Source organism: Nocardia sp. A7 (genome assembly GCF_046549215.1).
Classification (GTDB): Bacteria; Actinomycetota; Actinomycetes; order Mycobacteriales; family Mycobacteriaceae; genus Nocardia.
In genome coordinates this window covers 827517-853864 of sequence record NZ_JAJPWE010000003.1, presented here as the reverse complement: position 1 = coordinate 853864, position 26348 = coordinate 827517, and the positions used below count along the sequence as shown (strand labels likewise).

The following is a 26348-nucleotide window of genomic DNA, read 5'->3' as shown; positions in this document are numbered from 1 at the left end:
ATTTGGGGTTTCCATCATGGGGTTCGTAGATGGTTGGAAATTGCGCGTGAGCAGGCAACTCGGGGCAATCCGTCAGGGATAACCGACGACATTGCGTGCGCGTGGCGAACGCGCCGCCTGATAGGCCTGAGCCCGGCGCAGGACCTGGGCGTGCGCGTTCGATTCGGGGTCGAGCTCGGCGAGATCGAAGGAGACCTTGCCGCCGTGATCGTGGTGGATGACGAGGGAATCGTCGAGTACCCGGTAGACCGCGCGCACCTCACCGTCGGCCCACGCCGCGACGTAGCGCACCGACACGGCTCGGTGCACGGCGAGCCGCCAGTACTTTCGCGCGCGCTCGCGCAGTTGGTCAGCGCCGATGCCGTCGAACCAGCTCGGCGCTGTCGTCGGCGAGGAGTCGGCGGGGGCGGACTGTCGCGCCCATCGGTCCGCCGCGCTCAGATCGACCCACAGGATCTCGCCGTCGCCGACATGATGACCCGCGCGGGTCACGCGACGCGACGGCGGGCGGCGGGGTGGTTTGGCGCGGGTGCCGATGACGGTGACGGCGGGTGTGCCGGGCAGTCTCGTTTCGGGATCGACGGGCTGGTAGTCGGGGTTGTCCTCGCGGACGAAGCCGAGCACGCGGTCGAAGGCCGACAGGCCCGGCGCGGGAGCGCAACCGTCCAGGCACAGCAGGGTGCGCCCGAGCGCGAAGACGAGGTCCGCCGCGATCGAACCACGCTTCTCGTCGTCGAACACGCGCGTGAGGACCTGCGCGGGAACGATCACGATCGAGGTGTCCGAGGGGCTGGTGTGCTCGGCGCAGCGGGTGAGATGGCCGATGTGCGCCGACTCGGACTCGGCGTAGAACAGGTAATACGCGGTCGCGCCGAAATGCTGTGCGGCGTCGCGCAAGTCGGCTCGCTGCGCGGCAGGAAGCGCCGCTGATTTGATCGGTTCCCCGCGTCTGGCCCGCTTGGCCTGGATCAGTAACCGCACCTCGCTGATACCCGAAGGTTCCCGCACGCTGTAGATGAAATCCGCGCCGACTCCACGTCTTCCGCGCCCCCGATTACCACCTTCCTCGGGTCTGGTGAGCAGCCTCAGCCCGCCCGATCCGGTTGCCTGCGAGGCCGAGCCCCACGACGTGCACCGTCGCGGCGGCACGCAATCGGGGCAGGGTGCGTCGATGCGGTAGTCCACGCCCGTCAGGTGGCCGAGCAGGAGTTCGGTGAACGTCTCCTCCTGCCACGGAAACAGCCGCGCGCCGAGGTGTTGCAGCCGGTACACGCTCTGACAACTCAGCCGCCGCGCCGCGATCGGGTCGACGAAGATCTCCGCCGGGAACTCAGACATCGAGCGGGATCTCGATCGTCGGGCGCAATGCCTCCAGTTGGGTCACGTACGCGCTCAGCACCCGCTCGTACAGGTCGTCCACCTTGGCGTGGCGCACGGTGATCACCATCGAATAGCGGATCGGCTGCGCGGTGGCGGTGGGGTGCCCCGATTCCCGCGCGTTGTGGTGGATGTCGAAGACCGGGTTGCGCAGGCTGTTGACGCGCTTGCTCCGCTCGGCGTGCAGCACCGTGTCCCACTTGTGCGCGTTGCGGCGCAGGACAGCCTCGGGGTCGAGCTCGGTGGCGCGGAAGAACGGGGCCGAATCGGGGTGGATCCTGGTCGGTTCGGCGAACTTCTCGTCGTGCGGGCGGAAGGTGACGTCGAGACCGCTGCGCGTGTAGCTGCCGGGATCGGCGGGGTCGACCGGGGTGGCGTAGACGAGGGTGGCGCGAATTCGGACCATGCCGGCGGGCAGCGCCGCCGGCAGCGGGATCTGGGCGCGCAGGTACTTCGCCGGGGTGAGTTCACCCTGGTAGAGGACCCGGGCCTCGCCGTCGCCACAGAGGACCATATCGGCCAGGGTGGCGGCGATGCGGCCGTGACCGGAGTCGGAATCCGGTGAGCTGGTGCGTCGTTCGGCGGTGTGCACGAGCAGCGCCTTCAGGTCGAGCGCGCCGAGTTTCGGGCCGAACAGGGTGCGGGCGCCCAGTGCGGCGCGCAACGCCATCGGGGCCGCGAAGCTGGTGCCGGAGTCGGGTACGGCGGTGCCGTCCGGGCCGACGACGTGGAACGGTTCGTGATCGCTGCCGCCGAAGGCGAGTAGGTCGGGTTTCACGGTGCCGGGGGAGCGGCCGGGACCGATCGCGGAGTACGGCGCGCGGTTCCATTGGGCTCCCACGCGATCCGACGATCCGATCGCGAGCGCGTTGACACTGTCGGCCGGAACCTGCACGCGCGCATTGCCACTGGGCTTGTCGGCTTCGCCGTTGTTGCCGACCGCGATGGTGGCCAGGGTGGTGCCGTCGCTGAGGTAGTCGTCCCAGAACGCGGTCCAGGCGTGTACCTCGTCGTCTTCGATGGGCAGCTCTGGGCCGATGCTGACGTTGACGAACTCGTATTTGCGTTGGCGCAGCACGGTATCGATGCGTTCGATCGCCGCGTACAGCTCGCACTGGTCGTCGTCGGTGTTTTCGTCGAGCACCTGGTAGTGGTCGATATAGCCGTAGGGGACCGGAACCGGATGGACCGGGTCGACACTGCCGAACAGCAGCGCTGAGGTGACGCGGTGGCCGTGATCGAGGTAGTTGCGCTGCGGCGCGGCGCTGTCGACGAAAGTGTGGGTGTCGACCCAGCGGGTCAGCGGGGTTTCGGTGGGCAGACCGCCGTCGAAGACCGCGATGGTGAGTTCCCGATCGGTCGGTTCGGCGGTCGGCAGGACCGGCCGGAAGGTGGAAAGTCTTGTCCTGGTGAAGGTGTCACGTCCGAGTTGGGTTCGCATGCGGGGCATGCGGCGAATTACCCTGGTGAACGAGTAGTCGGCGAGCGCGGCGATGGCGGCGTGGGTGCCGGTGACGGGGACGAAGGCGAGGCCGCCGTTGTCGAGTCTGCGGTCGATCGCCACGTCGAGGTCGAGGTCGCGGGAGAAGTCGAGCAGGCCCTGGAGGGCGATGTCGCGATCGGAGTGCAGGACCAATTCGGCGACCGTCTCCGAATCGCGCGGCGCCGTCGCGAGTCTGAGCCTGTCCTCGGGATTGTTGAGGCGGAATTCCGCCAGGCTGACGATGCCGTTCTCGGCGCCGCCCAGCGGTGCGTCGGCGCGGATCCGCGCCGCGAGCAACTGCAGATTGACGCGAGTCGTCGCCAGGAACAGCAGGGTGCTGGCCCGTGGTGTGCCGTGTTCCGGGGCGATCGCCACCGGCCTGCTGCCCAGTGGATCCAGCTGCATCGACGTGAGAAGTCTGGTGGGATAGCCACTTTTGGACAGGTACTGCGGATGCAGGGTGACCGCGGCGACGGTCTCGTCCTCCGGGCAGGCCGTTTTCGGCAACGAGTCGGCACTCGCGGTCGCTGCGCTCAACATCGGCGCGAGCCGGGCCCGCGCCTGCTCGACCGTGTACGGCGGCTGCGGCGAACCACCGGACCTGCTGGGGGAGATGGGCGTGGTCAGTCGCTCACCGAAGCCGATCAGAAATCGCGGTCCCGCCACCCGAAATCCCCCCAGCTGCCACGTTATTCCCGTCGATGTGTGAAGCCACGGATGGTGTCACGCGAGACCCCCGTGAGCGCACTGATCTGTCTCTGAGACAAGCCTGACACGCCCGTCAGCGTCTGTGCGAGCCGTAACCGATCCGTTTTGGGAAGTTCAGCTACTAGTCGTGCGGAATGCTCGGCCATCAAGCCGGGTAGTAGCTGGTCCTCCAGCACACAGCGCCTGCGCAACCGCAGCATGGTTCGCTCTATGTCGTTGAACGACAGCCCTTTCGACGCGAGCGCGACCGCATCTACCGCACCGTCGGGCAGCGGCTGGCCCGCGAACCGGCGGATCGCCTCGCAGCGTTGCTCCGCCTCGGGCAATGCGAACTCCACGCTCACCTCGAAGCGCCGCCACACGGCCGGATCAAGCAGGTCGGCGTGGTTGGTCGCGCCGATGACAAGGCCGCCGCCGGTCGGCCAGTCGTCGATCTGCTGCAGCAGCACCGTCACCAGGCGCTTCAGTTCGCCCACGTCGCGATCGTCGTCGCGGCGTTTGGCGATGGCGTCGAGCTCGTCGAGCAGCAGGACGCACGGCCGCTGCTTGGCGTAATCGATGGCGTGGCGCAGGTTGGTGCCGGTCTTGCCGAGCAGGCTGCTCATGATGGTCGCCAGGTCGAGAACCACCAGTGGCAAAGACAATTGGTGGGCCAGCCAAGCCGCTGCCATCGTCTTGCCGACACCGGGCGGACCCACGAACAGCAGGCTGCTCGCCGGGGTGAGATCGGCGGCGGCCAGCCGGTCGACCTGCTTGCGTTCGTCGACGATCTGGGTGAGCACGGCGTAGGTTTCGGCAGCCAGAATCGGTACTTCGGCGGTGGCGCCGGGCGCGGTCACCCGCAGCAGCGGCAGTCTGCTGTCCCCGTCGACCGGAATCGGCGTATCCACCTCCGCGCGTAGGGGATTGGCGCGCGTGGGGTTCTGTCGCAGCAGCGCGATCAACGCGTCGGCCAGCTCGGGACTGGCATGGCGGTGTCGCCGCGCGGCCCGCCGCACGAACATCGCGACATCCTGCTCACGCCCGGCCAACGCCAACCTGGCCAGGTGGACGAATTCGTCGGGCAGATCGGCGCTCACGTCCGCCGAAGTGGAGCTCAAGGCGTGTGACATGGTCTTCTTCCGATCATATGCGTGGACGGTTTTCGCTTCACTCGATCGTACGGCGTCCATCACGGGCAAAGTTCACCCCTTGTGTACCGGTTTGACATCGGACCCCACCCGCAGCGCCACATTGATCTGCCGAGCCCTCAGCGCAGCAATTCCCTTCGTCGGATGCTAGTTCCGCCACGCCGGGTCATGGGCGATTCCCTTCGCTTCGGGCGTGCCTCGAAAACGAGGGTGGTTGACAGGTCCGGCGGTCGTCTGCCACTCTCGTTGCAGGTCACGAGTACCAGCGTTCAGCCCCGGCTTGCTGGTCGGCAACCCTCCTCCGCGGTGGGGTGCTCCGGGTGACGACCAGGCTGACGTCCGAATTGGGCGCGGCAAGCGCGGGCCACCTCTTTTGAGCGGGTCCCTGAGCCGACGGGATTTCGTCATGACTGCTGTAATCGACCCCACCTGTGCCATCGCCGCTGTTTCCGGTGCTGACCTGCGGGTTCCGCTCGTTCAGGGCGGTACAAGCACCTACGCCAACTTCGACTACGCGGCGAGTGCGCCCGCGTTGAAGCAGGTCACCGACCGGATTTCGCAGTTGTTGCCGTTCTACGCCAGCGTGCATCGGGGTGCGGGGTACGCCTCACGCATCTCGACCGAGTGCTACGAGGCCTCGCGTGGTTCGGTTGCCCGGTTCCTCGATGCTGACGACGACCAGGTCGTGGTGTTCACGCGCAACACCACCGATTCACTGAACCTGCTGGCCGGGTGCGTGCCGGGGGAGACCGTGGTCCTCGATATCGAGCATCACGCGAACTTTTTGCCGTGGACCAAGCACGGTCGTCGGGTTGTTCGGGCCGCGAATACCGTCGAGGAGACGATTCAGCGCGTTGTGGCCGAGCTGTGCAGCAAGCCTGCCGCGCTGCTTGCGGTGACGGGGGCGTCCAATGTCACCGGTGAAGTGCTGCCGCTGGAACGCCTCGCGACCATCGCCCACCTGTGTGGTGCGCGCATCCTGGTCGATGCCGCTCAGCTGGCCCCACATCGACGGATCTCCCTGCGCGAGAGCGGGATCGACTACCTCGCGTTCTCCGGGCACAAGCTGTACGCCCCGTTCGGTTCGGGCGTGCTCGTCGGGCGGCGGGACTGGCTGGACCAGGGTGAGCCGTACCTCGCCGGTGGTGGTGCCGTGCGCGAGGTCGGTGTGACAGCGGTCGAATGGGCCTGCGCGCCCCAGCGGCACGAGGCCGGTTCGCCGAATGTGTTGGGCGCGGCCGCTATCGCCGCCGCCTGCGATGCGCTCGCCGCCATCGACCCCACCGAACTCGTTGCCCACGAACGCTTCCTGGCCGATCGGCTCCGCGACGGCCTGTCCGCGATCCCCGGCGTCGACCTGGTCAACATCTGGTCCGACAGCCCCGACTGCGTCGGCATCGTCGCCTTCACCATCGCCGACTACGCCCCCGGCCAGGTCGCCGCCTACCTCTCCGCCGAACACGCCATCGGCCTGCGTGACGGCCGCTTCTGCGCCCACCCCCTCCTCACCAGCCTCGGCCTCGACGCGGCCCTGCGAGCCAGCATCGGCCTCGGTACCACCGCCGCCGACGTAGACCGCCTGATCGAAGCGGTCACTACCCTGATCACCAACGGCCCCACCTGGACCTACGCCGCCACCGACGGCCACTGGAACCCCACCCCCGAAACCCGCCCCCTCACCACCTCTTCCCCTGAAGGCGCAGCCCCCTGCCTGATCGGCTGAACGATGACGCCGGTCTCAGGTGTCGAGGGCTGTCGGGCGGTGGTATTTGCCGTTGTAGTAGAGCAGTGGGGCTGCTGAGGGGGACTCTTCGGTTTGGTCGTGGACTCGGGTTACCAGGCCTACGGCCAGGGTGTGGTCGCCGAGGTCGATGAGTTTGTGGAGGGTGGTGCGGAGCCAGATGGGGGTGCCGTGCAGGACTGGTTCGCCGGTGTCGAGGGTGGTCCAGAGAGAGCGGTCGGTGAAGCGGTCGGCGGCGGTGCGGGAGAAGCGGTGGGCTAGGTGGTGTTGGTGTTCGCCCAGGAAGTGGATCACCACCGAGTCGGCGGCTCGCAAGGCGTCGATGCTCGATGAGGTGTGGGCGATATTGAAGGACACCAGGGGCGGTTCCAGCGAGAGCGACGCGAAGGAGGTCGCGGTGAATCCGACCGGCCCGCTCTCCGCTCCGAGCGTCACCACGGTGACGCCGGCCGGATAGTGCCGCATGGATGCCCGATATTGCTCAGCCGTGATCCCGCTCAGATCGTCGGGAACCACCAGTCCGGTCTCAGAAGGTTGCACATCGCCCACCGGCCCCAACATACGCCCGCCGGTCGTTCCCGCACCCGCTGTGTCCGTTTGATTCAACTCACCCGCAGTGGCTGTTGACGTAATGATTGCGTCAATGCATCATCGGGGGATGCTGTTTCCTACGCCGAAGCTGTCGTCGGACGACGAAGTGGTGCTCGCCGAGGTCGACCGGATGCGCGAGTCCCTCCGGTATGAACTGCAGAGTGTTCCGGTGGTCTGGGTAGGCGGGTTGCGGAAGTTCCTGACCGCCGACGCGGTGTCGGCGTCCAACTCGATCGAGGGGTTCAAGGTCTCGACGGTCGACGTGGAGGACCTGCTCGCCGGCGAGCGTGACGTCGAGGTCTCGGACGAGAATCGTGCCGAGACCTCGGCTTACGCGCGGATGATGACCTATATACAGACGCTGCACGACGTCGAGGACTTCGAATACAGCGCGGGATTTCTCAATGCCCTGCACTGGATGCTGCAGGGGCACCGGCACTCGACTCGCAAGCCCGCGGGGCAGTGGCGACGTGGCCCGGTCTATGTCACCGACGCCCGCGATCCGAGTATCGCCGCCTACACTGCCCCTGATGTCGAGCAGGTCCCTGCTCTCATGGGTGAGCTGGTCGATTGGCTGAATACGCCGACGGCGACACATTCACTGATTTCTGCCGCGATGGCGCATCTGCATCTGGTGTCGATTCATCCCTGGGCTGATGGGAACGGTCGGATGTCGCGGTCGCTACAGACATTGATGATCGCGCGCGAAGGTGTCATCGCGCCGGAGTTCTCTTCCATCGAAGCCTGGCTCGGGAGGCCGGGTAATACCTGGGAGTACTACCAGGTACTCGGGCGGCGGGGCAGTGTGTACAGGCCTGATCAGGATGTTTCTGAGTGGATCCGCTTCAGTCTGACCGCCTATCACCAGCAGGCGCAGACCGTGCACGCGCGGGTCGAGCGTTCACGGCGGGTGTGGGACGGGGCCTCGGACTACTTGCGGGCGGCAGGCTCCGATGAACGCATCGTGTCCGCGCTGCACGATGTGGCCATGGCGGGTCGCGTGCGTCGGACCAGGTACGAGCAGGCGGAAGGGCTCAATACACAACAGGCGCAACGCGATCTACGTGAGATGGTGCGCCGCGAGGTACTAGTGCCAGTGGGCCGCACTCGTGCCAGATACTACGCAGCAGGTCCCCGTTTCCCGGAGGGTGTACTCGAGACCGCTCATACCCCAACGACTCTGATCAACCCTTACACCGATCGCGCCTAGCTTTAGTCGATGTCGATCGGCAGGCCTGCCGTGATGCGGACCAATTCGCGGAAGTTGGTGCGAAACACTGTGTTCGGGTGACCACCGGCCGCCCAGACTTCGGGGTGGGCGGCGAGGGCGGTGTCCACCCAGGTGGGCAGGTTGGTGGGGTGGCCGAGCGGGGCCGTGCCGTCGATGGGTTGGCCGGTGATGCGTTCGACCAGGGCGGTGGGGGCGGGGGTCAGGGTGCCTTCGAGACGTTTGCCGGTGCGGGCGAGGTCGACGCGGTGGTGGTCGGCTACCAGGAGCAGGACGGGGTCGTCGTCGAGCAGGAAGACCTGGGCGGTGAGGATGGCGGTGGATTGGGCACCCATGGCGCGAGCGGCATCGGCCGCGGTGAGGGCCGGCGTCTCGGGGCAGACGATGACGCCGTGATGCCCGCGGGCGATGAGTGTTTCCGCGACCCGGCATGCGACCGGCGGCAATGACGACCTGCGCATGTCATCCAGAGTAGGTCGATTGCAGGAAATGCGCGGGGGGAGTGCGAATTTCGAGTAACCCCGAATTCGCCAGGGGTGCGGGCCCAGGTACGCGACCCGCCCAGGCGATAATCACCCCATGAGTGAATGGAAGGCTTTTACCGTCGAGATCTCCGACAACGTTGCCCAGGTCACGTTGACCGGGCCGGGTAAGGGCAATGCGATGGGACCTGACTTCTGGCGCGAGCTGCCGGAGGTTTTCGCTGAGCTCGATGTGGACCCGCAGGTCCGTGCCGTGGTGATCACGGGGTCGGGCAAGCACTTCTCGTTCGGGCTCGACCTGGCCGCTACCGGGGGGATGCTGGCGCCGGTGCTGGCCGACGACGCGAAGGCGGCGCCGCGCACGGAGTTCCTCAAGGACGTCCGCCGGATGCAGGCCTCGGTGACGGCGCTGGCCGAGTGCACCAAGCCGGTGATCGCGGCGGTGTCGGGGTGGTGCATCGGCGGTGGGCTCGACTTGATCGCGGCCGCTGATATTCGCCTGGCCAGCGCGGATGCCAAGTTCAGCCTGCGTGAGGCGAAGGTGGCGATCGTCGCCGACATCGGTTCGCTGCAGCGGCTGCCCGGCATCATCGGCGAGGGCAATCTGCGTGAGCTGGCGTTCACCGCCAAGGACATCGACGCGGCGCGGGCCGAGCGGATGGGGCTGGTGAACGAGGTGTTCGCCGATCAGGATGCCGTGCTGGCCGCCGCGCACGCGATGGCTCAGGAGATCGCGGGCAACCCGCCGCTGGTGGTGAAGGGCATCAAGGACGTGCTCGAGCAGCGGACCAGCCCGGCGGTGGCCGAGGGCTTGCGTTATGTGTCGACGTGGAACGCGGCGTTCCTGCCGTCGAAGGACCTCACCGAGGCGATCACGGCGGTGTTCCAGAAGCGCGCGCCGGAGTTCAAGGGCGAGTAAAGGTAGTTCAAACGGTTGCCCCGGCGACCGTTCTGCCTACATACTTGCATCACACAACTAATTGTATGATGCAAGTAAAGGTGAGAGATGAGCGAGATCGAGCAGGCGATCGACATAATCGCCTCCCAGCTCGTCCGGCTGCATCGCCTGCGCGATCGCTCGCTGGCCCAGATGAACGACGCCTCGGGGATCGACCCGGCCGGCTTCATCGTGCTGTTCCGGCTGGTCTGCGACGGCGCGATGCGGTCGGGCGCGCTCGCCGAGGCGGTGCACTCCGACGCGTCGACGGTGAGCAGGCAGGTTGCCCAGCTGGTGGGCCGGGGACTGGTGGTCCGCACCGCCGACCCGGACGACGGGCGCGCGACCGTGCTGCAAGCCACGGACGAGGGCCGCGACGTCGCTGCCCGGATCCGCGCGCGCAGACAGGAAGCCGTCACGATCATCACCGAGCACTGGTCGGCGGCCGACCGGGCGAGTTTCGCCGGCCTGCTCACCCGCTTCGTGACCGACTACGACCACGCTCGCCCGGCCCTGCTCGCCCGGCCGCACGCTCTGAGCACTACCTCGACGGAGAACGACACGTGACAACCACAGCGGCGCGCCCGGTGGATTCCCCCGCCGGCTTCACCCACCGCCAGATCCTGACCATCCTGTCCGGGCTGATGCTCGGCATGCTGCTGGCCTCGCTCGATCAGACCATCGTGTCGACCTCCATCCGCACCATCGCCGACGACCTCGACGGCTATTCGCTGCAGGCATGGGCCACCACGGCCTACCTGATCACGGCGACGATCAGTACCCCGCTCTACGGCAAACTGTCGGACATGTTCGGCCGAAAGCCGTTCTTCCTGGCGGCAATCGGGCTGTTCATCGTCGGTTCGCTGCTGTGCACGCTGGCCACCTCGATGTATCAGCTGGCCGCGTTCCGGGCCTTCCAGGGCCTCGGCGCGGGTGGGCTGATGTCACTGGCGCTGGCCATCATGGGCGACATCATCGCGCCCCGTGAACGCGCCCGCTACCAGGGCTATTTCCTTGCGGTATTCGGCATTTCGAGTGTGCTCGGGCCGGTGCTCGGCGGTCTGCTGGCCGGGCAGGACACCATCCTCGGCATCACGGGCTGGCGCTGGGTGTTCCTGGTGAACGTGCCGCTGGGGCTGCTGGCCCTGGTGGTGGTGACCCGGGTGCTGCAACTGCCGCGCAAGCCGCACGCCACCCATCGCATCGACTTCGCGGGGGCGGTGGTGCTGGCGATCGGACTGGTTCCGCTGCTGATCGTGGCCGAACAGGGCCGCGAATGGGGCTGGAGCAGTACGTATTCGGTGATCTGTTATGTGATCGGCGCGCTCGGACTCGTCGGGTTCGTCGCGATCGAGAAGTTCATGGGCGATGCGGCGCTGATCCCGTTGCGGATCTTCAACAACGTGAATTTCGCACTCGGCGTGGTGATTTCGTTCGTCGTCGGGGCGGCGATGTTCGGCGGCATGTTGTTGCTGCCGCAGTACCTGCAGGTGGTGCGTGGCGCCGGGCCGACCGAAGCGGGTCTGCAGATGATGCCGATGGTGCTCGGGATGATGACCGGCTCGATCCTGTCGGGCCGACTGATCTCGAAAACCGGCCGCTACCGAGCCTTCCCGGTGATCGGCTCGGTCATGCTCACCCTCGGGTTGTTCCTGCTGCATCTGCTCGACGCCGACAGCCCACTGTGGCTGGCGATGCTGTTCATGGCGGCCACCGGCTTCGGCCTCGGCAACCTCATGCAGCCGCTGACCCTGGCGTTGCAGAATGCGTTGCCGCCCAAGGACATGGGCGTCTCCACCGCATCGGCGACCTTCTTCCGCCAGATCGGTGGCACCCTCGGCGCCGCGGTCTTCCTGTCGATCCTGTTCTCGCTGCTCACCCCGAACATCACCGCCGAAATGCAGCAGTCGGCCGCGGACCCCGCCTACCAGCAGGCCGTGCTCGAGGGCGCCAAGAGCACCAACCCGGCCGACGCCGCCCTCGCCAAGGGTCTGCTCGCCCACGACACGTCGGCCGCGGGCACCGTGCTGCAGGACAGCTCGATCATCCAGCAACTCGACCCCGACCTCGCCAAGCCCTTCCAGGTGGGCTTCGCCGACTCGATGTCGACGGTGTTCCTCGTCGCGTCCGCGGTGGCGTTGATCGCACTGCTGCTGGTGTTGTTCTGGAAGGAGGTTCCGCTGCGGATGTCGGGCGGAATCCAGGCCGATGGCGATGCCAAGGCCGCCGAAGCGGCGGGTGCGCTGGCCGACACGGTCGCGCAGTCCAGCGTTCCCACCGGAGACCGGCCTGGCGCGGGTGGTCGTCCAGGGGCGGCCGCGCCCCCGGCATGATCATCAGGTGAGTCGATTCGGCAGCGGCGGTGTGCGGCGGCGGTTACGTCGTCTGCCCGCCGCTGTCGGCTATCTGGTGGTCGGCGGACTGACCGGGCTCGCCTCGTTGATCGCGGTGGTCGCGCTGGCGGTGGTCGCGGCGGCGAGCCTGATCGGGATCGGGATTCCCGCCGCGCCGGAAGCGGTCAAATTGATCCGGCCGCTGCTGGGGCTCGAACAGCGCAGGGCGGGCAAACGGCTCGGCACGCCGATCGTGGCCGCTTATCAGCCGTTGACCGGCGACCTGCGTCGGCAGCTCGCGACGCTGGCCGCCGATCCGGCGAACCGGCGTGATCTCGCCTGGCTCGGGCTGCACGCGATCATCGGATTGCCACTGGCCGCGCTGGCGGTGGCACTGCCGCTGAGCGCGTTGCAGCATGTCGCCCTTCCCCTCTACTGGCGGACGCTGGCCGACGCCACCGTGTCGAGCGGCGGCATCGTCATCGATTCGCCGACCGCCGCCGTGGTGAGCGCGGCGGTCGGCATCGTCTACGGCGCGCTCGCACTGCGTGCGCCCGAGGCGGCGAATGTCCAGGCCCGGGTGGCCGCGGCGTTGCTCGCACCGGACGAGAACGCCCTGCTGGCCGATCGGGTCGCCGAACTGACCGCGACCAGAGCCGCCGCGTTGGACGCGCACGGTGCCGAGCTGCGACGCATCGAGCGCGATCTGCACGATGGCGCCCAAGCCAGGATCGCGGCGGTGATCATGCAACTCGGACTCGCCGAGCAATTGCGCGATCGTGATGCCGATGCCGCCGATCGGATGGTGCGGACCGCCCAGGACACGGCTTCGGCGGCACTGGCCGAACTCCGCGATGTGGTGCGCAGTGTCTACCCGCCGGTGCTCTCGGATCGGGGCCTGAACAGCGCCGTTTCGGCATTGGCCGCGCGTAGTCCGATCCCGTGCGTGCTCGAGACGAACGGCATCACCCGGCGACCGATGGCGGTGGAGGCCGCCGCGTATTTCGTGATCGCCGAGGCCATCGCCAATGCGACCAAGCACTCCGGCGCCGACACACTGTCGATCGAACTGGGTGGGTCGCCCGATCTGCTCACCGTCGAGATCCGCGACGACGGCGTGGGTGGCGCGAAGGTGACCGACGGCGGTGGTCTGGCCGGCATCCGGCGCAGGGCCGAGGCGCTCGACGGACAGATGGCGCTGAGCAGCCCCACCGGTGGGCCTACTGTGGTGCGGGTGGAGTTGCCGTGCGGGTCGTGATCGCCGAGGACGACGCCCTCCTGCGGGAAGGCCTCGCCCTGCTGTTGAAGACGGCCGGGATCGACGTGGTCGCCGCCGTCGACAATGCCGACGATTTCCTCGCTGTCGTCACCGCCGACCGGCCGGACGTGGTGGTCGTGGATGTGCGGCTCCCACCCACCTTCACCGACGACGGCCTGCGCGCCGCGGTGCACGCCAGGACCGTCCACCCCGGGCTGCCGGTGCTCGTCCTGTCCTCCTACGTGGAGGACAGTTACGCCTCCGAGCTGCTCGGTGACGGTGGCGGTGGCGTCGGGTACCTGCTCAAGGAACGGGTCGGCAAGGTCGACCGCTTCCTCGAATCCCTGCACCGCGTCGCCGCGGGCGGCACCGCGATGGACCCGGAAGTGATCGCGCAACTGCTGGTGCGTCGCAAGGTCGACGACCCGCTGTCCACGCTGACAGCCCGGGAACGCGAAGTGCTGGCGCTGATGGCCGAAGGCCAGGACAACTCCGCCATCGCGGCGCGCCTTGTCGTCACCGAAGGGGCTGTGCTCAAACACATTCGCAGCATCTTCGCCAAACTCGGTCTCGCCGCCGACGAATCGGGCCACCGCCGCGTCCTCGCCGTATTGGCCTATCTGGACTCGCGGCCCGGGTCGTCCTGACAGGTCCGGTCGGTGTCGGGCAGCGTGCCGTCGCGAAGATAGATGTTGACCGTCGAGTCGATGCAGGTGTTCGGGTAATTGCCGTAGATCCAGTGCACTGGAACGTCTTCCAAGGTCACCATGCGTGACCCGGTCAGTACGCGGTGCATGACCTGTGCGCCCGCGTGGGTGGTGCGGGTATCTCCGGTGGATTGAACGAGCAGACTCGGCACCGCATTGCCGATCACGGTCGGTTGCTCGACCGGGGGCGCCCAGAACGCGCACGGCGGGATGTTGTTCGCGAACGCGCCGAACAGTGGTTGATCTGCGCGGCTCGCCTCGATATTGCGCCAGTACCAGGCCGGATCGCGCGGAACTTCCACATCGCCGCACAGGACGGCCGACGCAGGTGAGTAATCGCGTGGCTGCGCGGTGAGCATGAAGGCGAGCGCGGCGGCCAGTTCGGATTCGGGTTGCACCTCGATGCCGTCGGCGGCGTCGGCGAGCTGGCGGATCTGACGTGCCAGCAGCGGATAGTTGCGTGGGTCGTCGAGCCCGCGGTAGAGCACCATCGGGAGGCTGTGTTCGTCGACGATGAACTCGCCGATCCGGATCGGCCGGTCGTTCGCGTGGCGGACCATGTCCTGCACGGTCGACCTGACAGCGGAGCGATCCGCGCCGAAACGGAACTCGTTGTCGGCTGTGGCCACCCAGTCGGCCCACCGGTCGAAGGCCGCCTCGTTGACCGAGCCCATAGCACGGATCATCCCGACCGATCCGTAGTGCTCGGGGTCGACGGCACTGTCGAGGACGAACCGGTCGCTGCGCTCGGGAAACAGCTGAGAGAAGACCGCGCCCAGGTAGGTGCCGTAGGAGGTGCCGAAGTAGCTGATCCGCTCCTCGCCGAGGGCAGCGCGGATGACGTTCATATCGCGGGCGGTGTTGCGCGTGGTGATGTGGCGCAGCCGAGGCCCCTCGTTCGAGGCGCACAGCGCGGCGAGTTCGGCCTGCTGGGCAACGCTTTCGGCGAAGCCGACGCCGTCGATGCCGGCGGACTCCAGCCCGAACCCGTGCTGCCAGCGGCAGTTCACGGGGGTGGAGCGGCCGATGCCGCGCGGATCCATGCCGATCAGGTCGTAGCGGTCACGGACATCGGAACTCATCCCGTTGCGCACATCGATCATGAAGTCGAGACCGGGAGCGCCTGGGCCACCCGGATTGGACATCAGCACACCGCGACGTTGCGCCGGGTCCGTAGCGGGCAGCCGGGAGATGGAAACAGTCATCGTTTCCGCCTGTGGCGCCGAGTAATCCACCGGCACGATCACATCCGCGCACTGAGCGCCCGCCGGATCGAGGCGCGAATCATCACAGGGCTGCCAGGTCAGCGACTGGTCGCCGAAGCGATCGAGCGGGCTGATATCAGCCGATGCCGTTGTAGCGGTGAGCAATCCAGCGGTCAATGCGGAGATCGCGACGGCCATGATCGCGCTTCTCACGAGGCGCACACCACGGTATCGAAGGCCTTCTCGACAACCTCTGCCTGTTCCTCGCTGGTCGGCAGCTCGTTCACGGTGATGGTTATCGCTACGCCTTCGGCTGTGACACCGGTGCGGGTGTCGAAACCGGGGATGCTGCCACCGTGGGCGACGGTCTTCTTGCCGCACGAGGTGGTCTGCTCGACCAGGCCCAAACCGTAACCAGCCGAGGGCATTCGGTCGAAGATCACCGTTCGGCGCATCTGTTCGAGTTGCGCGGCGGGCAGCAGCTTGCCGTCGAGCAAGGCGAGGAAGAAGCGGTTCAGATCCGAGCCGGTGGCGATCATCGCGCCCGCGGTATCGCCCCAGGAGGGATCGAAGTCGGTGAAATCGATACGGGTGCCGTCGATGTGCTGGTAGCCGCGCGGGTGTGGTGTGCGCACACCGATGTCGCCGGCAGCGGGAAAGTAGGTGTCGCGCAAACCGAGTGGCTCGATGATCCTGGTGCTGATCTCGTCGGCGGCGGGGCGGCCGGTGACCTGCTCGATCAGCATGCCGAGCAGGATGTAGTTGGTGTTGGTGTAGACCGAGCGGGCGCCGGGCTCGTGCCGCGGCGGCATCGTCATCGCGATGCGGACCAGTTCGGCAGGCGAGAAGTGGCGCAGACGAATGACTTCCGGGTCGGGTGCGATCTGTTGGGTGCCGGGGTCGGCGCGCAGGTTGGGATCGCCACCGGCCAGGTAGTCCGGTAGACCGCTGGTGTGCTGGAGCAGTTGACGCACGGTGATGCGGTTGCCGTCGTTGCCGCTGCCCCGCACCACGCCGGGTAGGTACCGTTCGACGGGGGCGTCCAGTTCGACCTTGCCCTCGGCGACCAACTGCAGGACCACGGTCGCGACGAAACTCTTGGTGTTGCTGCCGATTCGGACGTGCGCGTTGTCGGGAATCGGTGCGCCGGTATCGATATCACCGACCCCGGCGGTGATGGTCTGCTCGTCGGCCGCGGTGGTGATCACTGCCTGGGCGCCGGGGAACCCGGCCTGCACCACCGCTTCCAGCGCCTGCCGGATCTCGGGCCGATCAGGTTGTGTGGCGGTGGCGCTGGTCTCGGGGCCGCATGCCGTGACGGCAAGTAGTGCGAGCAATCCTGTTCCGGCGGCGACGGCACGCAGTGACTTCTTCGGAAAAGTGGTGTTGAGCTGCATGATTCGAGCCTAGGAACGGGCGGGTGCCGTGCCTATGCCGCGCACACCCGAATCGAAGGTGGTGCCTGCACTACCAACCGGGGGTGGGGTAGGTGAAGAAACCAAGGGGAGAGCGAATCTACCCCTAGGGGTGGCTGTTCGAACCCGTGCGCCGCAATAACTTCGAGAAGTCGGAACAGCACGCATCAGGAGAGACAACATGCGCATCAAATCCACCATCGCCGCCGCACTGCTGGCCGTCGCGACCGTCGCCGGGGTGTCGGCGGTCGGGGCGGGCAGTGCGGCCGCCGCGCCGTACGGGACCTATTACGGCACGTACTACGAGCTCTACCAGTGCCGCGCGGCCGGGGAAGACCCGTACACCGGTGGCTACTACTGGGAGTGCACCGAGAGCTGGGACGGCTGGGATCTCTACATCTGGTACTGAAAAACAAAAACGGGAAGTCCGAAAACCATCCGGACTTCCCGTTTTTCGTTGTTCAACCAGCTCAGTGGCCGGTTTCCAGCAGACGAGCGAACGACTCGTCGATGATCTTCTCGGCCTCGGCGCGGCCCAGCCACTCCGAACCCTGCACGAACTTGCCGGGCTCGAGATCCTTGTAGCGCTCGAAGAAGTGCTTGATCGCCGACAGCTCGAACTCCGAGACGTCGCCCAGGTCCTGGATGTGGTCCCAGCGCGGGTCGCCCGCGGGGACACACAGCACCTTGTCGTCGCCACCGGCCTCGTCGGTCATGCGGTACACGCCCACCGGACGGGCCTCGACGATCACGCCGGGGAACACCGACTCGGGCAGCAGCACCAGCGCGTCGAGCGGGTCGCCGTCCTCGCCGAGGGTGTTCTCGATGAAGCCGTAGTCGGCCGGGTAGCCCATGGAGGTGTACAGGTACCGGTCGAGCTTCACCCGGCCGCTCTCGTGATCGACCTCGTACTTGTTCCGAGAACCCTTGGGAATCTCGATGGTGACGTCGAACTCCACGCCATCTCCTTGTTCGTTCGAGTGCTGTCTGTGCCGAATCGCCAGATCGTTCTGGGGAACCGTTGCGCAACGAGGATAGTGTGGTGTGCTGGTACACCGGTGCGGCAGGCGGCTGTAGTCGCGCAGTCGAGGCGTGTCGGGCGGCTTTTAGGGAGACACGGTCGTGGTCGGTGCAGGCGGCAGTAATCCGGGATCCCAGGCGCAGGGGCGCCGCAGGTCCCGCTGGATCTGGTTGGCGGCGGTGGTCGTCGCGCTGCTGGTGATCGCGGGTGGCTTCGCGGCGATCGCGAAGCCGTGGACGCCGGAATTCCGGCACGGCGGGCTCACCGTGGCTCCGCCGCCCGACACCGGTCAGGTGTTTCCCGAGGTGGCGCCCGCCCGATCGGACGCGCCCGCACCGACGGTGGCGGGGATCGCCGCGGCGCTCGCTCCGGTGGTCGGCAATCCCGATCTCGGTGCGTTCGCCGGGCAGGTGACCGATCCGAGCAGCGGGACGGTGCTGTGGAGTCAGGAGCCGACCAAGGCGATGATTCCGTCATCGACGGCGAAGATCATGCTGGTCGCGGCCGCATTGCTGACATTGCCCGACGATCAGCGGGTGGTCACGAAGGTGCTCGCCGGTGCGCCGGGCGAGCTGGTGCTGGTCGCCGGTGGGGATCCGACGCTGACCACGCAGGCCGCGGGCGGCTACTACACCGACGGCGCGCGGATCTCGGATCTGGCCGCGCAGGTGCGGGCCGCTGGCAGGCAGGCGAACACGATCGTGGTCGACACGTCCGCCTACGCGGGGCCGACCATGGCTTCGGGTTGGGACCCGATCGACATTCCGGAGGGGTCGATCGCCCCGATCGAACCGATCATGATCGACGGCGGCCGGTTCGATCCCTCGGCCGACTATTCCCCCCGCACCGCGAACCCCGCGCTCGATGCAGGCCGCGCGCTTGCCGCCGAGCTCGGTATCAATCCGGGTGCCGTGCGGGTCGGTCCGGCCGCGCAGAACGGGGTCCAGGTCGCGAAGGTCGAATCCGCTCCGCTGCGAGTTCGCCTGCACGACATGATGATTCATTCCGACAATGTGCTGGCCGAGACCATCGGGCGTGAACTGGCGGTGGCGTCGGGGCAGCAGGCGTCGTTCGCCGGTGCTGTCGCGGCGACCTCGGCGGCGCTGTCGGCGGCCGGATTCGATGTCACCGGACTGCATTTGGCCGACAACAGTGGACTTTCGGTCGACGACCGGGTGTCGCCGAAGCTGCTCGATTCGATCGTCGCGACCGCGGCAAAGCCGACCGGCACGGCGGCCGTGGTGCCCGCCGGGACGCAGGCAAGGCCCGAAATCGACCCGCGCGCAGCGGCCCTCGCGCCGATGCTCGACGACCTGCCGGTCGCGGGCGGCACCGGCACGCTCGCGCCGCGCTTCGTCACCCAGAACCGGCAGGGCGCGGGGTGGGTGCGCGCCAAGACCGGAACTCTGAGCGTGGCCAGCGCGTTGGTGGGATATGTACTCGACCGTGACGGGCGGGTGCTCACCTTCGCGCTCATGTCGAACGACCGATTGCCGGAGCAGAGCAGGCCGGCGCTCGACGCGGTGGCGGGTGCCCTGCGCAACTGCGGATGCTCGTAGAGAACGGGTGGTTATGACCGATAAGACCGAGCGCAAGAGTTCCGGGTTCAGCGGAGCGGTGGACTGGCGGCTGGCCGCGCGGACCGGGGCGCTGCTGGCTCCCTCCGGGCCGCGCGCGTCCCGGCAGACGGCGGAGCAGGTCGTCGCCGAGCTGGCGTCGGCCTCGGTGCTGGCCGAACTGCCGGTGCGTGAGGTCAGCGGGTTGCTCGACGATCGGCCGGTGCCCGAGGCGCGGATCGTCGACCGGCCGGGCTGGATCTCGGCGGCCGCCGATTCGATGGCGGTGCTCACCGGCACCGAATCCGCGGAGGCGGGCAAGTTCGTCGGTAAACCCGCGGGCGTGCAGGCCGGGACGATGCTGGCGTTTCTGTCCACTGCGATTCTCGGGCAGTACGACCCGTTCACCGGCGAGGACGGCACATTGCTGCTGGTCGCGCCCAACATTCTCGGGGTCGAACGGGCGCTCGGTGTCGATCCGAGCGATTTCCGGCTGTGGGTGTGCCTGCACGAGGTGACTCATCGGGTGCAGTTCTCGTCGGCGCCCTGGCTCGCCGGGTATATGCGCTCCAACGTGGACATCTTGAGTGAGGTCGGCGAGGAACCGATGAGCGAGATGCTCACCCGGTTGCTCGGTGAGGTGCGGTCCCGGCGCAACGGTGACAACGCCGACGACCCGAACAGCAAAGGGGTGGTCGGGCTGTTGCGCGCGGCCCAGGCACCGCCGCAGCGAGAGGCGCTGGATCGGCTGCTGATGCTGGGCACCCTGCTAGAAGGACACGCCGATCACGTGATGGATGCTGTCGGTCCCGCCGTGGTGCCGACCGTCGCCGATATCCGGGCGGCCTTCGATCGACGCAGGCAACGGCCGTCGAACCCGATTCAGCGGCTGCTGCGGGCCTTGCTCGGGGTGGACGCGAAGGTCGCGCAGTACGTGCGGGGGAAGAAGTTCGTCGACGCGGTGGTCGAACGGGTGGGGGTCGCGGAGTTCAACACGGTGTGGACGGACGCGGACACACTGCCGCTGCTGGACGAGGTCGATGATCCCGAGCGATGGATTCGCCGGGTGCTCGGCTGATGAAGCCGCCCCGGGAGGTACGCCTGCCGGAAACCGCGGCGGTGCTCGCCGTGCGCCGTGGGGTGCGGGAATGGGTCGCCGCGCGGGGTGGGCGCGGGCAGGTGGTCGTTGGGTTGTCCGGTGGGGCGGATTCGCTGGCGTTGGTGGCTGCCGCTGTTGTCGAGGCGGGTGAGGTGACCGCGGTGGTGGTCGATCATCGATTGCAAGAGGGATCGGGGGAGGTGGCCGATCGGGCGGTCGAGCAGGCGTTGGGGCTCGGGTGTGTGGGGGCGATGGTTGTGCCTGTTGACGTGGGGCGTGCGGGGGGGCTCGAGGCGGCGGCTCGGGTGGCTCGATACGCGGCGTTGGAGTCGGTGCGGGACGGGCGGCCGGTGTTGCTCGGGCACACGCTCGACGATCAGGCCGAGACTGTTCTGCTCGGGTTGGCGCGCGGGTCGGGCGGACGGTCCATCCAGGGGATGGTGGCCTGGAATTCGCCGTGGGGGCGGCCGTTGCTCGGGGTGCGGCGGACACAGACGGTGCGGATGTGTGCTGATCTCGGGATCGAACCATGGCACGACCCGCACAACGCAGATCCCACCTACACCCGGGTTCGCGTGCGCGATGAAGTGTTGCCGCTGCTCGAAGAGGTGCTCGGTGGCGGCGTGGCACAGGCGCTGGCCCGCACCGCCGACCAACTCCGCGCCGACGGCACCGTTCTCGACGCCTACGCCGACGACCTGCTGCGGGCGGCACGGACCCGCGCCGCCGCGCCCGACCCGGCCGGCAGCGATCGACCCACCCTCTCGATCGAGATCCTCGCCACTGCGCCGCCCGCGTTGCGTCGCAGAGCGATGCGGGCCTGGCTCGCGGATCAGGGCGTGACCGGGCTCATGAACGCCCATTTACAAGCGATCGACGAACTGGTGGGCAACTGGCGGGGGCAGGGCGGGGTGGCGGTGGGAGGCGGGTCGAGGGACCACAGGTTGGTCGTGACGCGCGAACATGGCACGCTGGCGGTGCGAGCACAGCCGCGCATTTGATGCCACGAAGGGACACCCACTTCCGTGTACGGAGACGACATCGCATCGGTGCTGATCACCGAAGACGAGATCAAAGCCAAGATCGAGGAACTGGCCGAGCTCGTCGCCAAGCGATACCCGGCCGATTCCCCCGAAGGTGACCTCCTGCTGATCTGCGTCCTCAAGGGCGCGATCTTCTTCATGACCGACTTCGCCAGAGCGCTGCCCATCCCCACCCAGCTCGAATTCATGGCCGTGTCGTCCTACGGTTCGTCCACCTCGTCCTCGGGCGTCGTGCGCATCATGAAGGACCTGGACAAGGACATCGCGGGCCGCAACGTCCTGATCGTCGAGGACATCATCGACTCGGGCCTGACCCTGTCCTGGCTCAAGCGCAACCTGTCCACCCGCAACCCGGCCTCGCTGGAAGTAGTCACCCTGCTCCGCAAGCCCGACGCCCTGCGCACCCCCGTCGACGTCGCCCACGTGGGCTTCGACATCCCCAACGAATTCGTCGTCGGCTACGGCCTGGACTACGCCGAGCGCTACCGCGACCTCCCTTACATCGGCACCCTCAACCCTGCGGTCTACTCCTAGTCCGTCGTCCGGGAGCCGACGACCCGCAGCAGAGCGCGGATGTCGGCTTCGACGATCCGGAACAGCACGTAGGACGTGACGAACCCGATCACCCCGCCCACGCAGATAGCGCGGAGTGGGGTGATTGTCGTTGACAGGTCTTCGACCGGCAAGAACGTCGCGCCGATCCCTGCGAGAAGAGGGATGGACGCCGCCGCCATCAAGTACCGGTGACATCGAATGGTCAGTCCTGTCAGCGCCTTTCCATCGCTGCGGAAGTCTTCGCCGTGGTGCAGGAACAACGGGTAGACGCAGCGCGTGAGATAGAGCGTGATCAGGAAGAACGGGTAGGTCATCGCGATGGCCGCGCAGATCGCCGCCGTGAGCAGAAAGTGCAGTGCGGTCCGGACGGTCAGACCATCGCCCACCAGGCCGATCGTGGTCGCGAACACGACAGCTGCCGACAGCCACAGACCGAACGCCACCGCCACGGCCTGGTTGCCCAACCGCAGGGAATCTCGACGGGCGCGGTCGAGTGCGCCGGGGCGGCAGCTTCTGCCCGCACGCAGCCGCCGGGGAACTATCAGGAGTTGTCTGGCCAGGTAGATCAATGTCACGGCGCCGATGGAGAAGAACAATAGATTCGTGACACCCGCGACCCTCAGCAGCGTGTCGCGGGTACTCGGAGCGAGCCGGTCCACGATCAGTGCCGTGTTCAGCTGGGCGTTGAAGATCGCGGCGAGCAAATTGGGGATGGCGATCGACAATGTCAGCAGGGGAAACAGGAATGGCCGCAATCTGATTCGCCAACTGTTCGGTGGTGGATCGACCAGATCGCGCGCGTGCGCGTCCTGGCACAGGTCGAACTGTGCGGCTAGGACGCCTCCGTCGTCCCAGCGGTCGGATCGCTCCGGTTCCAGGCAGCGCAGCAGCACCCGGCGCAGGGCGGGCGGGCAGTTCGGCGGAAGTTGCCGCAACGCAGGCTTACTCACGCCCGTGCTTCGGGAGGCGAGCATCGCTTCGAGTCTGGTCTGGTCGTCCAGGTTCCGGTCGTCGGCGCCGGTGTCATCGAATGGCTTTGTGCCGGTGAGTAATTCCCACAGCAGCACGCCCAAGGAGAAGAGATCGGAGCGTGCGTCGAGGTCGGCGGCGCTGCGGTCATGGCCTGGATGGTTGGCCTCGAGCTGCTCCGGCGACATGTACGCGAGCGACCCACCGAAATACGACAGTGGGCTGGTGTCGGCGGTTTCGCTGAAACTGATGTTGAAATCGGCGAGTTTCGGCACACCCTCGGCGGTGAGGAGCACGTTCGCCGGCTTCACATCACGGTGCAGCACACCGCGATCCGCCGCGTGGTCCAATGCGGCGGCCAGGCGGCGACCCAACCAAGCCACGGTGTCGGGCCAGCTCAGGTCGGCGATCTCGCGGCGGATGCTCGAATCCGCCGGACGGATTTCGCCCTTCTCCGCCATTGCCGCGTCGATCGCGTCGAGCAGCAGTCGGCCGCTGCGTTCGGCGGGTGCGGTGGCGCGCACCCAGCGCAGCAGGCCGAGCAGGGTGCCGCCGGGCAGGAATTGCATGTAGAGCAGGCGCAGTCGGGGTGAGCCGTCGTCCGGTGGGTCGAGCACCAGTTGGTCGAAGACGCGCACGATGTAGGCGTGGTCGAGCTGGGCCAGAGTTTGTGGCTCGGTGCCGCTGTCGGCGGAAATCTTCACCGCGACCAGACGCTGCATCGACCGTTGCCGGGCGAGGAAGACGCGGGCGAACGCGCCGGAGCCGAGCTCGGTCAGCAGCTCGAAGTCGCCGATGCGCGCGCCCGCCTCGAAGCGGTCGAGCCCGTGCCGATCGGTGGGGTGCGTGGTGGCGGTGCGGTCGAGCGAGGGGCGGGTCGCCTCGGTGATGACTGTCGAGCTCACGACGGGGGATACGGGCGGACCCGCACGGAAGTTCATCCGTGCCGGGCATCGTCAGCTGACTACGCGTTCCAGGGCTTTCAAGTCGGCTTCGAGGGCGCGGAAGAGCAGGTAGGAGGCGATGAAAGCGACGATGCCGCCGACACAGAGCACTCGAACGGCGACGATCACCGCCGGGATATCGCCGGGCGGGAGGAAGGTGACCCCCGCTACGGCGAGCAGGGGGACCGAGGCGGCCACGGCGAGGTACCAGGTGCAGCGGCGGCTCAGCTCACGGAGCCAGGTGCTGTCGTCGGTGCTGATCTCACCGTGGCGAAGGAAGATCGGGTAGATGCAGCGGACCAGGTAGAACGTCACGAGGAAGAACGGGTATGCGACGGCGATCGCGCCGCAGACCAGCAGGGATGCCAGGAAATGGACCACGGCACGAACGGGGACATCACCCGAGGCCAATTGCAGGGCGATCGGGAAGGTGAGCCCAGATGTCGCCCACAGCGAGAACGCGACGATCACGACCCGGTCGCCGAGGCGCACGGTGTCGTGTCTGGTGCGGCGCAGGGTCGGCGGGTCGTAGCGGCGGCCATGGCGAAGGCCGCGCGGCACCGACAGGACGAAACGGGCGAGGTAGATGAGCACCGCGGCGCCCAGCGGGAAGAAGACCAGGTTCACGCCCGCGGTGATCACCACGAACGATTGCTGGGCGGTCTCACTGAGCCGACTTACCACCAGATTCTGGTTGTGCTGGATGTTGTACCAGGATGCCAGTGCGTTGGGGACACCGATCGCCACGATCATCACCAGCAACGGCCACTTTCGCCACTGCATCCGCCAGCTGCTCGGCGGCGGGTCGACGAGGTCGCGCGCACGAGCATCCAGACACAGGTCGAACTGTTTGGCCAGCACCGCACCGTCGGCCCAGCGACGCGACCTGTCCGGGTCGAGGCAGGTCAGCAGGACGCGGCGCAGGGCAGTGGGACAGTTCGCGGGCACTCTGTCCAGCGCGGCCGGGTCGACACCGACGGTTCGTCGTTCGAGCATCGCTTCGAGGGTGGTTTCGTCGCCACGGCCCTCGGCCGCCGCGGTGTTGTCGTCGAACGGTTTGGCGCCGGTGAGCAGTTCCCACAGGACAACGCCGAGGGAGTAGATATCGGCGCGGGTGTCCAGGTCGGCGGCGGTGCGGCCGAGGCTGGGATGGCACGCTTCCAGCTGTTCGGGTGACATGTAGGCCAGTGAGCCGCCGAAGTAGGAGACCGGGCTGGTGCCCTCGACGGTGCGGCTGAAGCTGATGTTGAAGTCGGCGAGCTTCGGGACGCCTTCGGCGGTGAGCAACACATTCGCCGGTTTCACATCGCGGTGCAGGACACCGTGTGAGGACGCGTAATCGAGCGCCTCCGCCAGCCGCCTGCCCAGCCACGCCACCGTTTCCGGCCAGCTCAGCGCGGCGATCTCGGAACGCACGCTCGAATCGGTCGGGCGGATCTCGCCCTTCTCCTCCATGGCCGCGTCCACCGCGTCGAGCAGCAGTTTGCCGCTGCGCTCGGCGGCTGGGGTCGCGCGGACCCAGCGCAGCAGGCCGAGCAGGGTGCCGCCGGGCAGGAACTGCATGTAGAGCAGGCGAAGGCGACGTGAACCCGAGGGCGCCGAGTCGGTGTCGAGCAGCTGTTGGTCGAAGACTCGCACGATGTAGTCGTGGTCGAGCTGGGCCAGCGTCTGGGGTTCGGTGCCGCGGTCGGCGGAGATCTTCACCGCGACCAGACGCTGCATCGAGGTCTGCCTGGCCAGGAAAACGCGCGCGAACGCGCCGGAACCGAGCCCGGTGAGCAGTTCGAAATCGCCGATGCGCTGGCCGATTTCGATGCGGTCGAGCGGCGCGAACGACCCGGGGTTCGAGAGTGCGTCCGTCGACGCCGACGCGGCCGAGGTGGCGGTCGCGGTGAGGTCGAGCTGCGGGCTGGTCATCTGGGTACTACGCGTCGAGTCCGGCGAATGGTTCACCGTGGCGTCGAAATTGTCGGCGCGGTGGGTGCTCTGGTCGAGATCCTCGGTATTGAGCAGGCCGCGCAGACTGGCCGCCTGCTCGGGATACTCGCGCAGACAATCGCGCGGATCGACGCGCTCGCCGCTGTGCCTGCGGATGACGAATTCCTCGAACACCAGTCCGGCGGGCAGTGACGCCCGATCGAGTTCGGGGAACTCGGCGCAGTAGTGGGCCAGCCGCTTGCGCGTGATGTCGGTACCCGCGTGATGCAGCCAGCGATGGCGCAGGTCCACCCGGATCAGCTCGTGCAGCGCTTGCGCGCGCAAGGTGGCCGCGTCGGGAAGGAACTGGGCGATCTCGGGCGGGCGCCGGTCTGCCGTACCCCACGCGGCGGCGAACGCCTCGACCATGTCGACGCGCACATTCGTGGCCCGACCGGGTGTCGCGTCGGGTTGTTGCCCGCTTGCGGTGCTATCGCTCATCAACCGACCTAAGGTTTCGCGCGGATCGGTGCGAAATTCATTCCGCCACACCCGCCGCCATCGCCGGAGAGCCGTACTTGAAATGATAACTTGCGCCTCTAGAGCTGATCACCCGAATTTCGACGACCGTGCGACGGGGGCGAATCCG

At 67.4% G+C, this 26348-nt stretch carries 22 protein-coding genes and 1 riboswitch; of the genes, 12 read left to right on the top strand and 10 right to left on the bottom strand.

Annotation, left to right across the window (positions count from 1 at the left end; all coding sequences use genetic code 11):
* Positions 1-72: 72 nt before the first annotated feature.
* The 3 genes from ACLJPD_RS21845 to ACLJPD_RS21835 are packed head-to-tail and all read right to left on the bottom strand — an operon-like array spanning position 73 to position 4668.
* Positions 73-1338, bottom strand: coding sequence for a hypothetical protein (locus tag ACLJPD_RS21845; protein ID WP_410874468.1), 1266 nt, complete (start codon positions 1336-1338; stop codon positions 73-75).
* Positions 1331-3526 (bottom strand): S8 family peptidase, encoded by a 2196-nt coding sequence (locus tag ACLJPD_RS21840; protein WP_410874467.1) that lies wholly within the window; start codon positions 3524-3526, stop codon positions 1331-1333. Before ACLJPD_RS21840 ends, ACLJPD_RS21845 begins: the two co-directional genes overlap by 8 nt.
* A 23-nt stretch (positions 3527-3549) precedes the next feature.
* On the bottom strand, positions 3550-4668 hold the full coding sequence (locus ACLJPD_RS21835; protein WP_410874466.1) for an AAA family ATPase: 1119 nt from the start codon (positions 4666-4668) through the stop codon (positions 3550-3552).
* Positions 4669-4949: 281 nt separating this feature from the next.
* Positions 4950-5064: riboswitch (SAM riboswitch) on the top strand.
* 40 nt (positions 5065-5104) lie between these two features.
* Between ACLJPD_RS21835 and ACLJPD_RS21830 the strand changes: the two genes are divergently transcribed.
* On the top strand, positions 5105-6421 hold the full coding sequence (locus ACLJPD_RS21830; protein WP_410874465.1) for an aminotransferase class V-fold PLP-dependent enzyme: 1317 nt from the start codon (positions 5105-5107) through the stop codon (positions 6419-6421).
* 15 nt (positions 6422-6436) lie between these two features.
* On the opposite strand, the gene ACLJPD_RS21825 is transcribed toward ACLJPD_RS21830, so the two are convergent.
* Positions 6437-7000, bottom strand: a complete 564-nt coding sequence (locus tag ACLJPD_RS21825) for a flavin reductase family protein (protein WP_410874464.1) — start codon at positions 6998-7000, stop codon at positions 6437-6439.
* 97 nt (positions 7001-7097) lie between these two features.
* Here ACLJPD_RS21825 and ACLJPD_RS21820 point away from each other — a divergent pair, with 97 nt between their 5' ends.
* Positions 7098-8240 (top strand): Fic family protein, encoded by a 1143-nt coding sequence (locus ACLJPD_RS21820; RefSeq protein WP_410874463.1) that lies wholly within the window; start codon positions 7098-7100, stop codon positions 8238-8240.
* A 2-nt stretch (positions 8241-8242) separates the two neighbouring features.
* On the opposite strand, the gene ACLJPD_RS21815 is transcribed toward ACLJPD_RS21820, so the two are convergent.
* Positions 8243-8719: a YbaK/EbsC family protein gene (locus tag ACLJPD_RS21815; protein ID WP_410874462.1), complete on the bottom strand. Its 477-nt coding sequence runs from the start codon at positions 8717-8719 to the stop codon at positions 8243-8245.
* A 118-nt stretch (positions 8720-8837) separates the two neighbouring features.
* Here ACLJPD_RS21815 and ACLJPD_RS21810 point away from each other — a divergent pair, with 118 nt between their 5' ends.
* The 5 genes from ACLJPD_RS21810 (at position 8838) to ACLJPD_RS21790 (ending at position 13915) form a co-directional block, all read left to right on the top strand.
* Positions 8838-9659: a crotonase/enoyl-CoA hydratase family protein gene (locus tag ACLJPD_RS21810; RefSeq protein ID WP_410874461.1), complete on the top strand. Its 822-nt coding sequence runs from the start codon at positions 8838-8840 to the stop codon at positions 9657-9659.
* 87 nt (positions 9660-9746) lie between these two features.
* On the top strand, positions 9747-10244 hold the full coding sequence (locus ACLJPD_RS21805) for a MarR family winged helix-turn-helix transcriptional regulator (protein WP_410874460.1): 498 nt from the start codon (positions 9747-9749) through the stop codon (positions 10242-10244).
* Entirely contained in the window at positions 10241-12010 is a 1770-nt protein-coding gene (locus ACLJPD_RS21800) for an MDR family MFS transporter (protein ID WP_410874459.1), read from the top strand. Before ACLJPD_RS21805 ends, ACLJPD_RS21800 begins: the two co-directional genes overlap by 4 nt.
* 7 nt (positions 12011-12017) lie before the next feature.
* Positions 12018-13268, top strand: a complete 1251-nt coding sequence (locus tag ACLJPD_RS21795; RefSeq protein WP_410874458.1) for a sensor histidine kinase — start codon at positions 12018-12020, stop codon at positions 13266-13268.
* Positions 13256-13915 carry a response regulator gene (locus ACLJPD_RS21790; RefSeq protein ID WP_410874457.1) on the top strand — a complete coding sequence of 220 codons (660 nt, stop codon included), beginning with the start codon at positions 13256-13258 and terminating at the stop codon, positions 13913-13915. The genes ACLJPD_RS21795 and ACLJPD_RS21790 overlap by 13 nt, the downstream gene beginning before the upstream one ends.
* Here ACLJPD_RS21790 and ACLJPD_RS21785 read toward each other — a convergent pair.
* Complete coding sequence (locus ACLJPD_RS21785; protein WP_410874456.1) at positions 13885-15393, bottom strand: alpha/beta hydrolase; 1509 nt, start codon at positions 15391-15393, stop codon at positions 13885-13887. The two genes, ACLJPD_RS21790 and ACLJPD_RS21785, sit on opposite strands and share 31 nt — an antisense overlap.
* On the bottom strand, positions 15390-16577 hold the full coding sequence (locus ACLJPD_RS21780; RefSeq protein ID WP_410874455.1) for a serine hydrolase domain-containing protein: 1188 nt from the start codon (positions 16575-16577) through the stop codon (positions 15390-15392). The genes ACLJPD_RS21785 and ACLJPD_RS21780 overlap by 4 nt, the downstream gene beginning before the upstream one ends.
* 199 nt (positions 16578-16776) lie before the next feature.
* On the opposite strand from ACLJPD_RS21780, the gene ACLJPD_RS21775 reads away from it, so the two are divergent.
* Positions 16777-17004, top strand: coding sequence for a hypothetical protein (locus ACLJPD_RS21775; RefSeq protein ID WP_378631491.1), 228 nt, complete (start codon positions 16777-16779; stop codon positions 17002-17004).
* Between the two features lie 61 nt (positions 17005-17065).
* Here ACLJPD_RS21775 and ACLJPD_RS21770 read toward each other — a convergent pair whose 3' ends face one another.
* A complete protein-coding gene (locus ACLJPD_RS21770) occupies positions 17066-17554 on the bottom strand; it encodes an inorganic diphosphatase (protein WP_410874454.1) in 489 nt (162 codons plus the stop codon).
* A 163-nt stretch (positions 17555-17717) separates the two neighbouring features.
* Between ACLJPD_RS21770 and ACLJPD_RS21765 the strand changes: the two genes are divergently transcribed.
* The 4 genes from ACLJPD_RS21765 to hpt are packed head-to-tail and all read left to right on the top strand — an operon-like array spanning position 17718 to position 21848.
* Complete coding sequence (locus tag ACLJPD_RS21765) at positions 17718-19175, top strand: D-alanyl-D-alanine carboxypeptidase/D-alanyl-D-alanine-endopeptidase (RefSeq protein WP_410874453.1); 1458 nt, start codon at positions 17718-17720, stop codon at positions 19173-19175.
* Between the two features lie 13 nt (positions 19176-19188).
* The gene (locus ACLJPD_RS21760; RefSeq protein ID WP_410874452.1) at positions 19189-20250 is read left to right on the top strand and encodes a zinc-dependent metalloprotease; all 1062 of its coding nucleotides are present in this window, start codon (positions 19189-19191) and stop codon (positions 20248-20250) included.
* Positions 20250-21272: a tRNA lysidine(34) synthetase TilS gene (tilS, locus tag ACLJPD_RS21755; protein ID WP_410874451.1), complete on the top strand. Its 1023-nt coding sequence runs from the start codon at positions 20250-20252 to the stop codon at positions 21270-21272. Before ACLJPD_RS21760 ends, tilS begins: the two co-directional genes overlap by 1 nt.
* A gap of 24 nt (positions 21273-21296) precedes the next feature.
* Positions 21297-21848 carry a hypoxanthine phosphoribosyltransferase gene (hpt, locus tag ACLJPD_RS21750; protein ID WP_410874450.1) on the top strand — a complete coding sequence of 184 codons (552 nt, stop codon included), beginning with the start codon at positions 21297-21299 and terminating at the stop codon, positions 21846-21848.
* Here hpt and ACLJPD_RS21745 read toward each other — a convergent pair.
* Together ACLJPD_RS21745 and ACLJPD_RS21740 are read right to left on the bottom strand one after the other, a co-directional pair.
* Positions 21845-23743 carry a serine/threonine-protein kinase gene (locus ACLJPD_RS21745; RefSeq protein ID WP_410874449.1) on the bottom strand — a complete coding sequence of 633 codons (1899 nt, stop codon included), beginning with the start codon at positions 23741-23743 and terminating at the stop codon, positions 21845-21847. The genes hpt and ACLJPD_RS21745 overlap by 4 nt on opposite strands.
* Positions 23744-23794: 51 nt before the next feature.
* Positions 23795-26200 carry a protein kinase domain-containing protein gene (locus ACLJPD_RS21740; RefSeq protein ID WP_410874448.1) on the bottom strand — a complete coding sequence of 802 codons (2406 nt, stop codon included), beginning with the start codon at positions 26198-26200 and terminating at the stop codon, positions 23795-23797.
* Positions 26201-26348 lie beyond the last annotated feature (148 nt).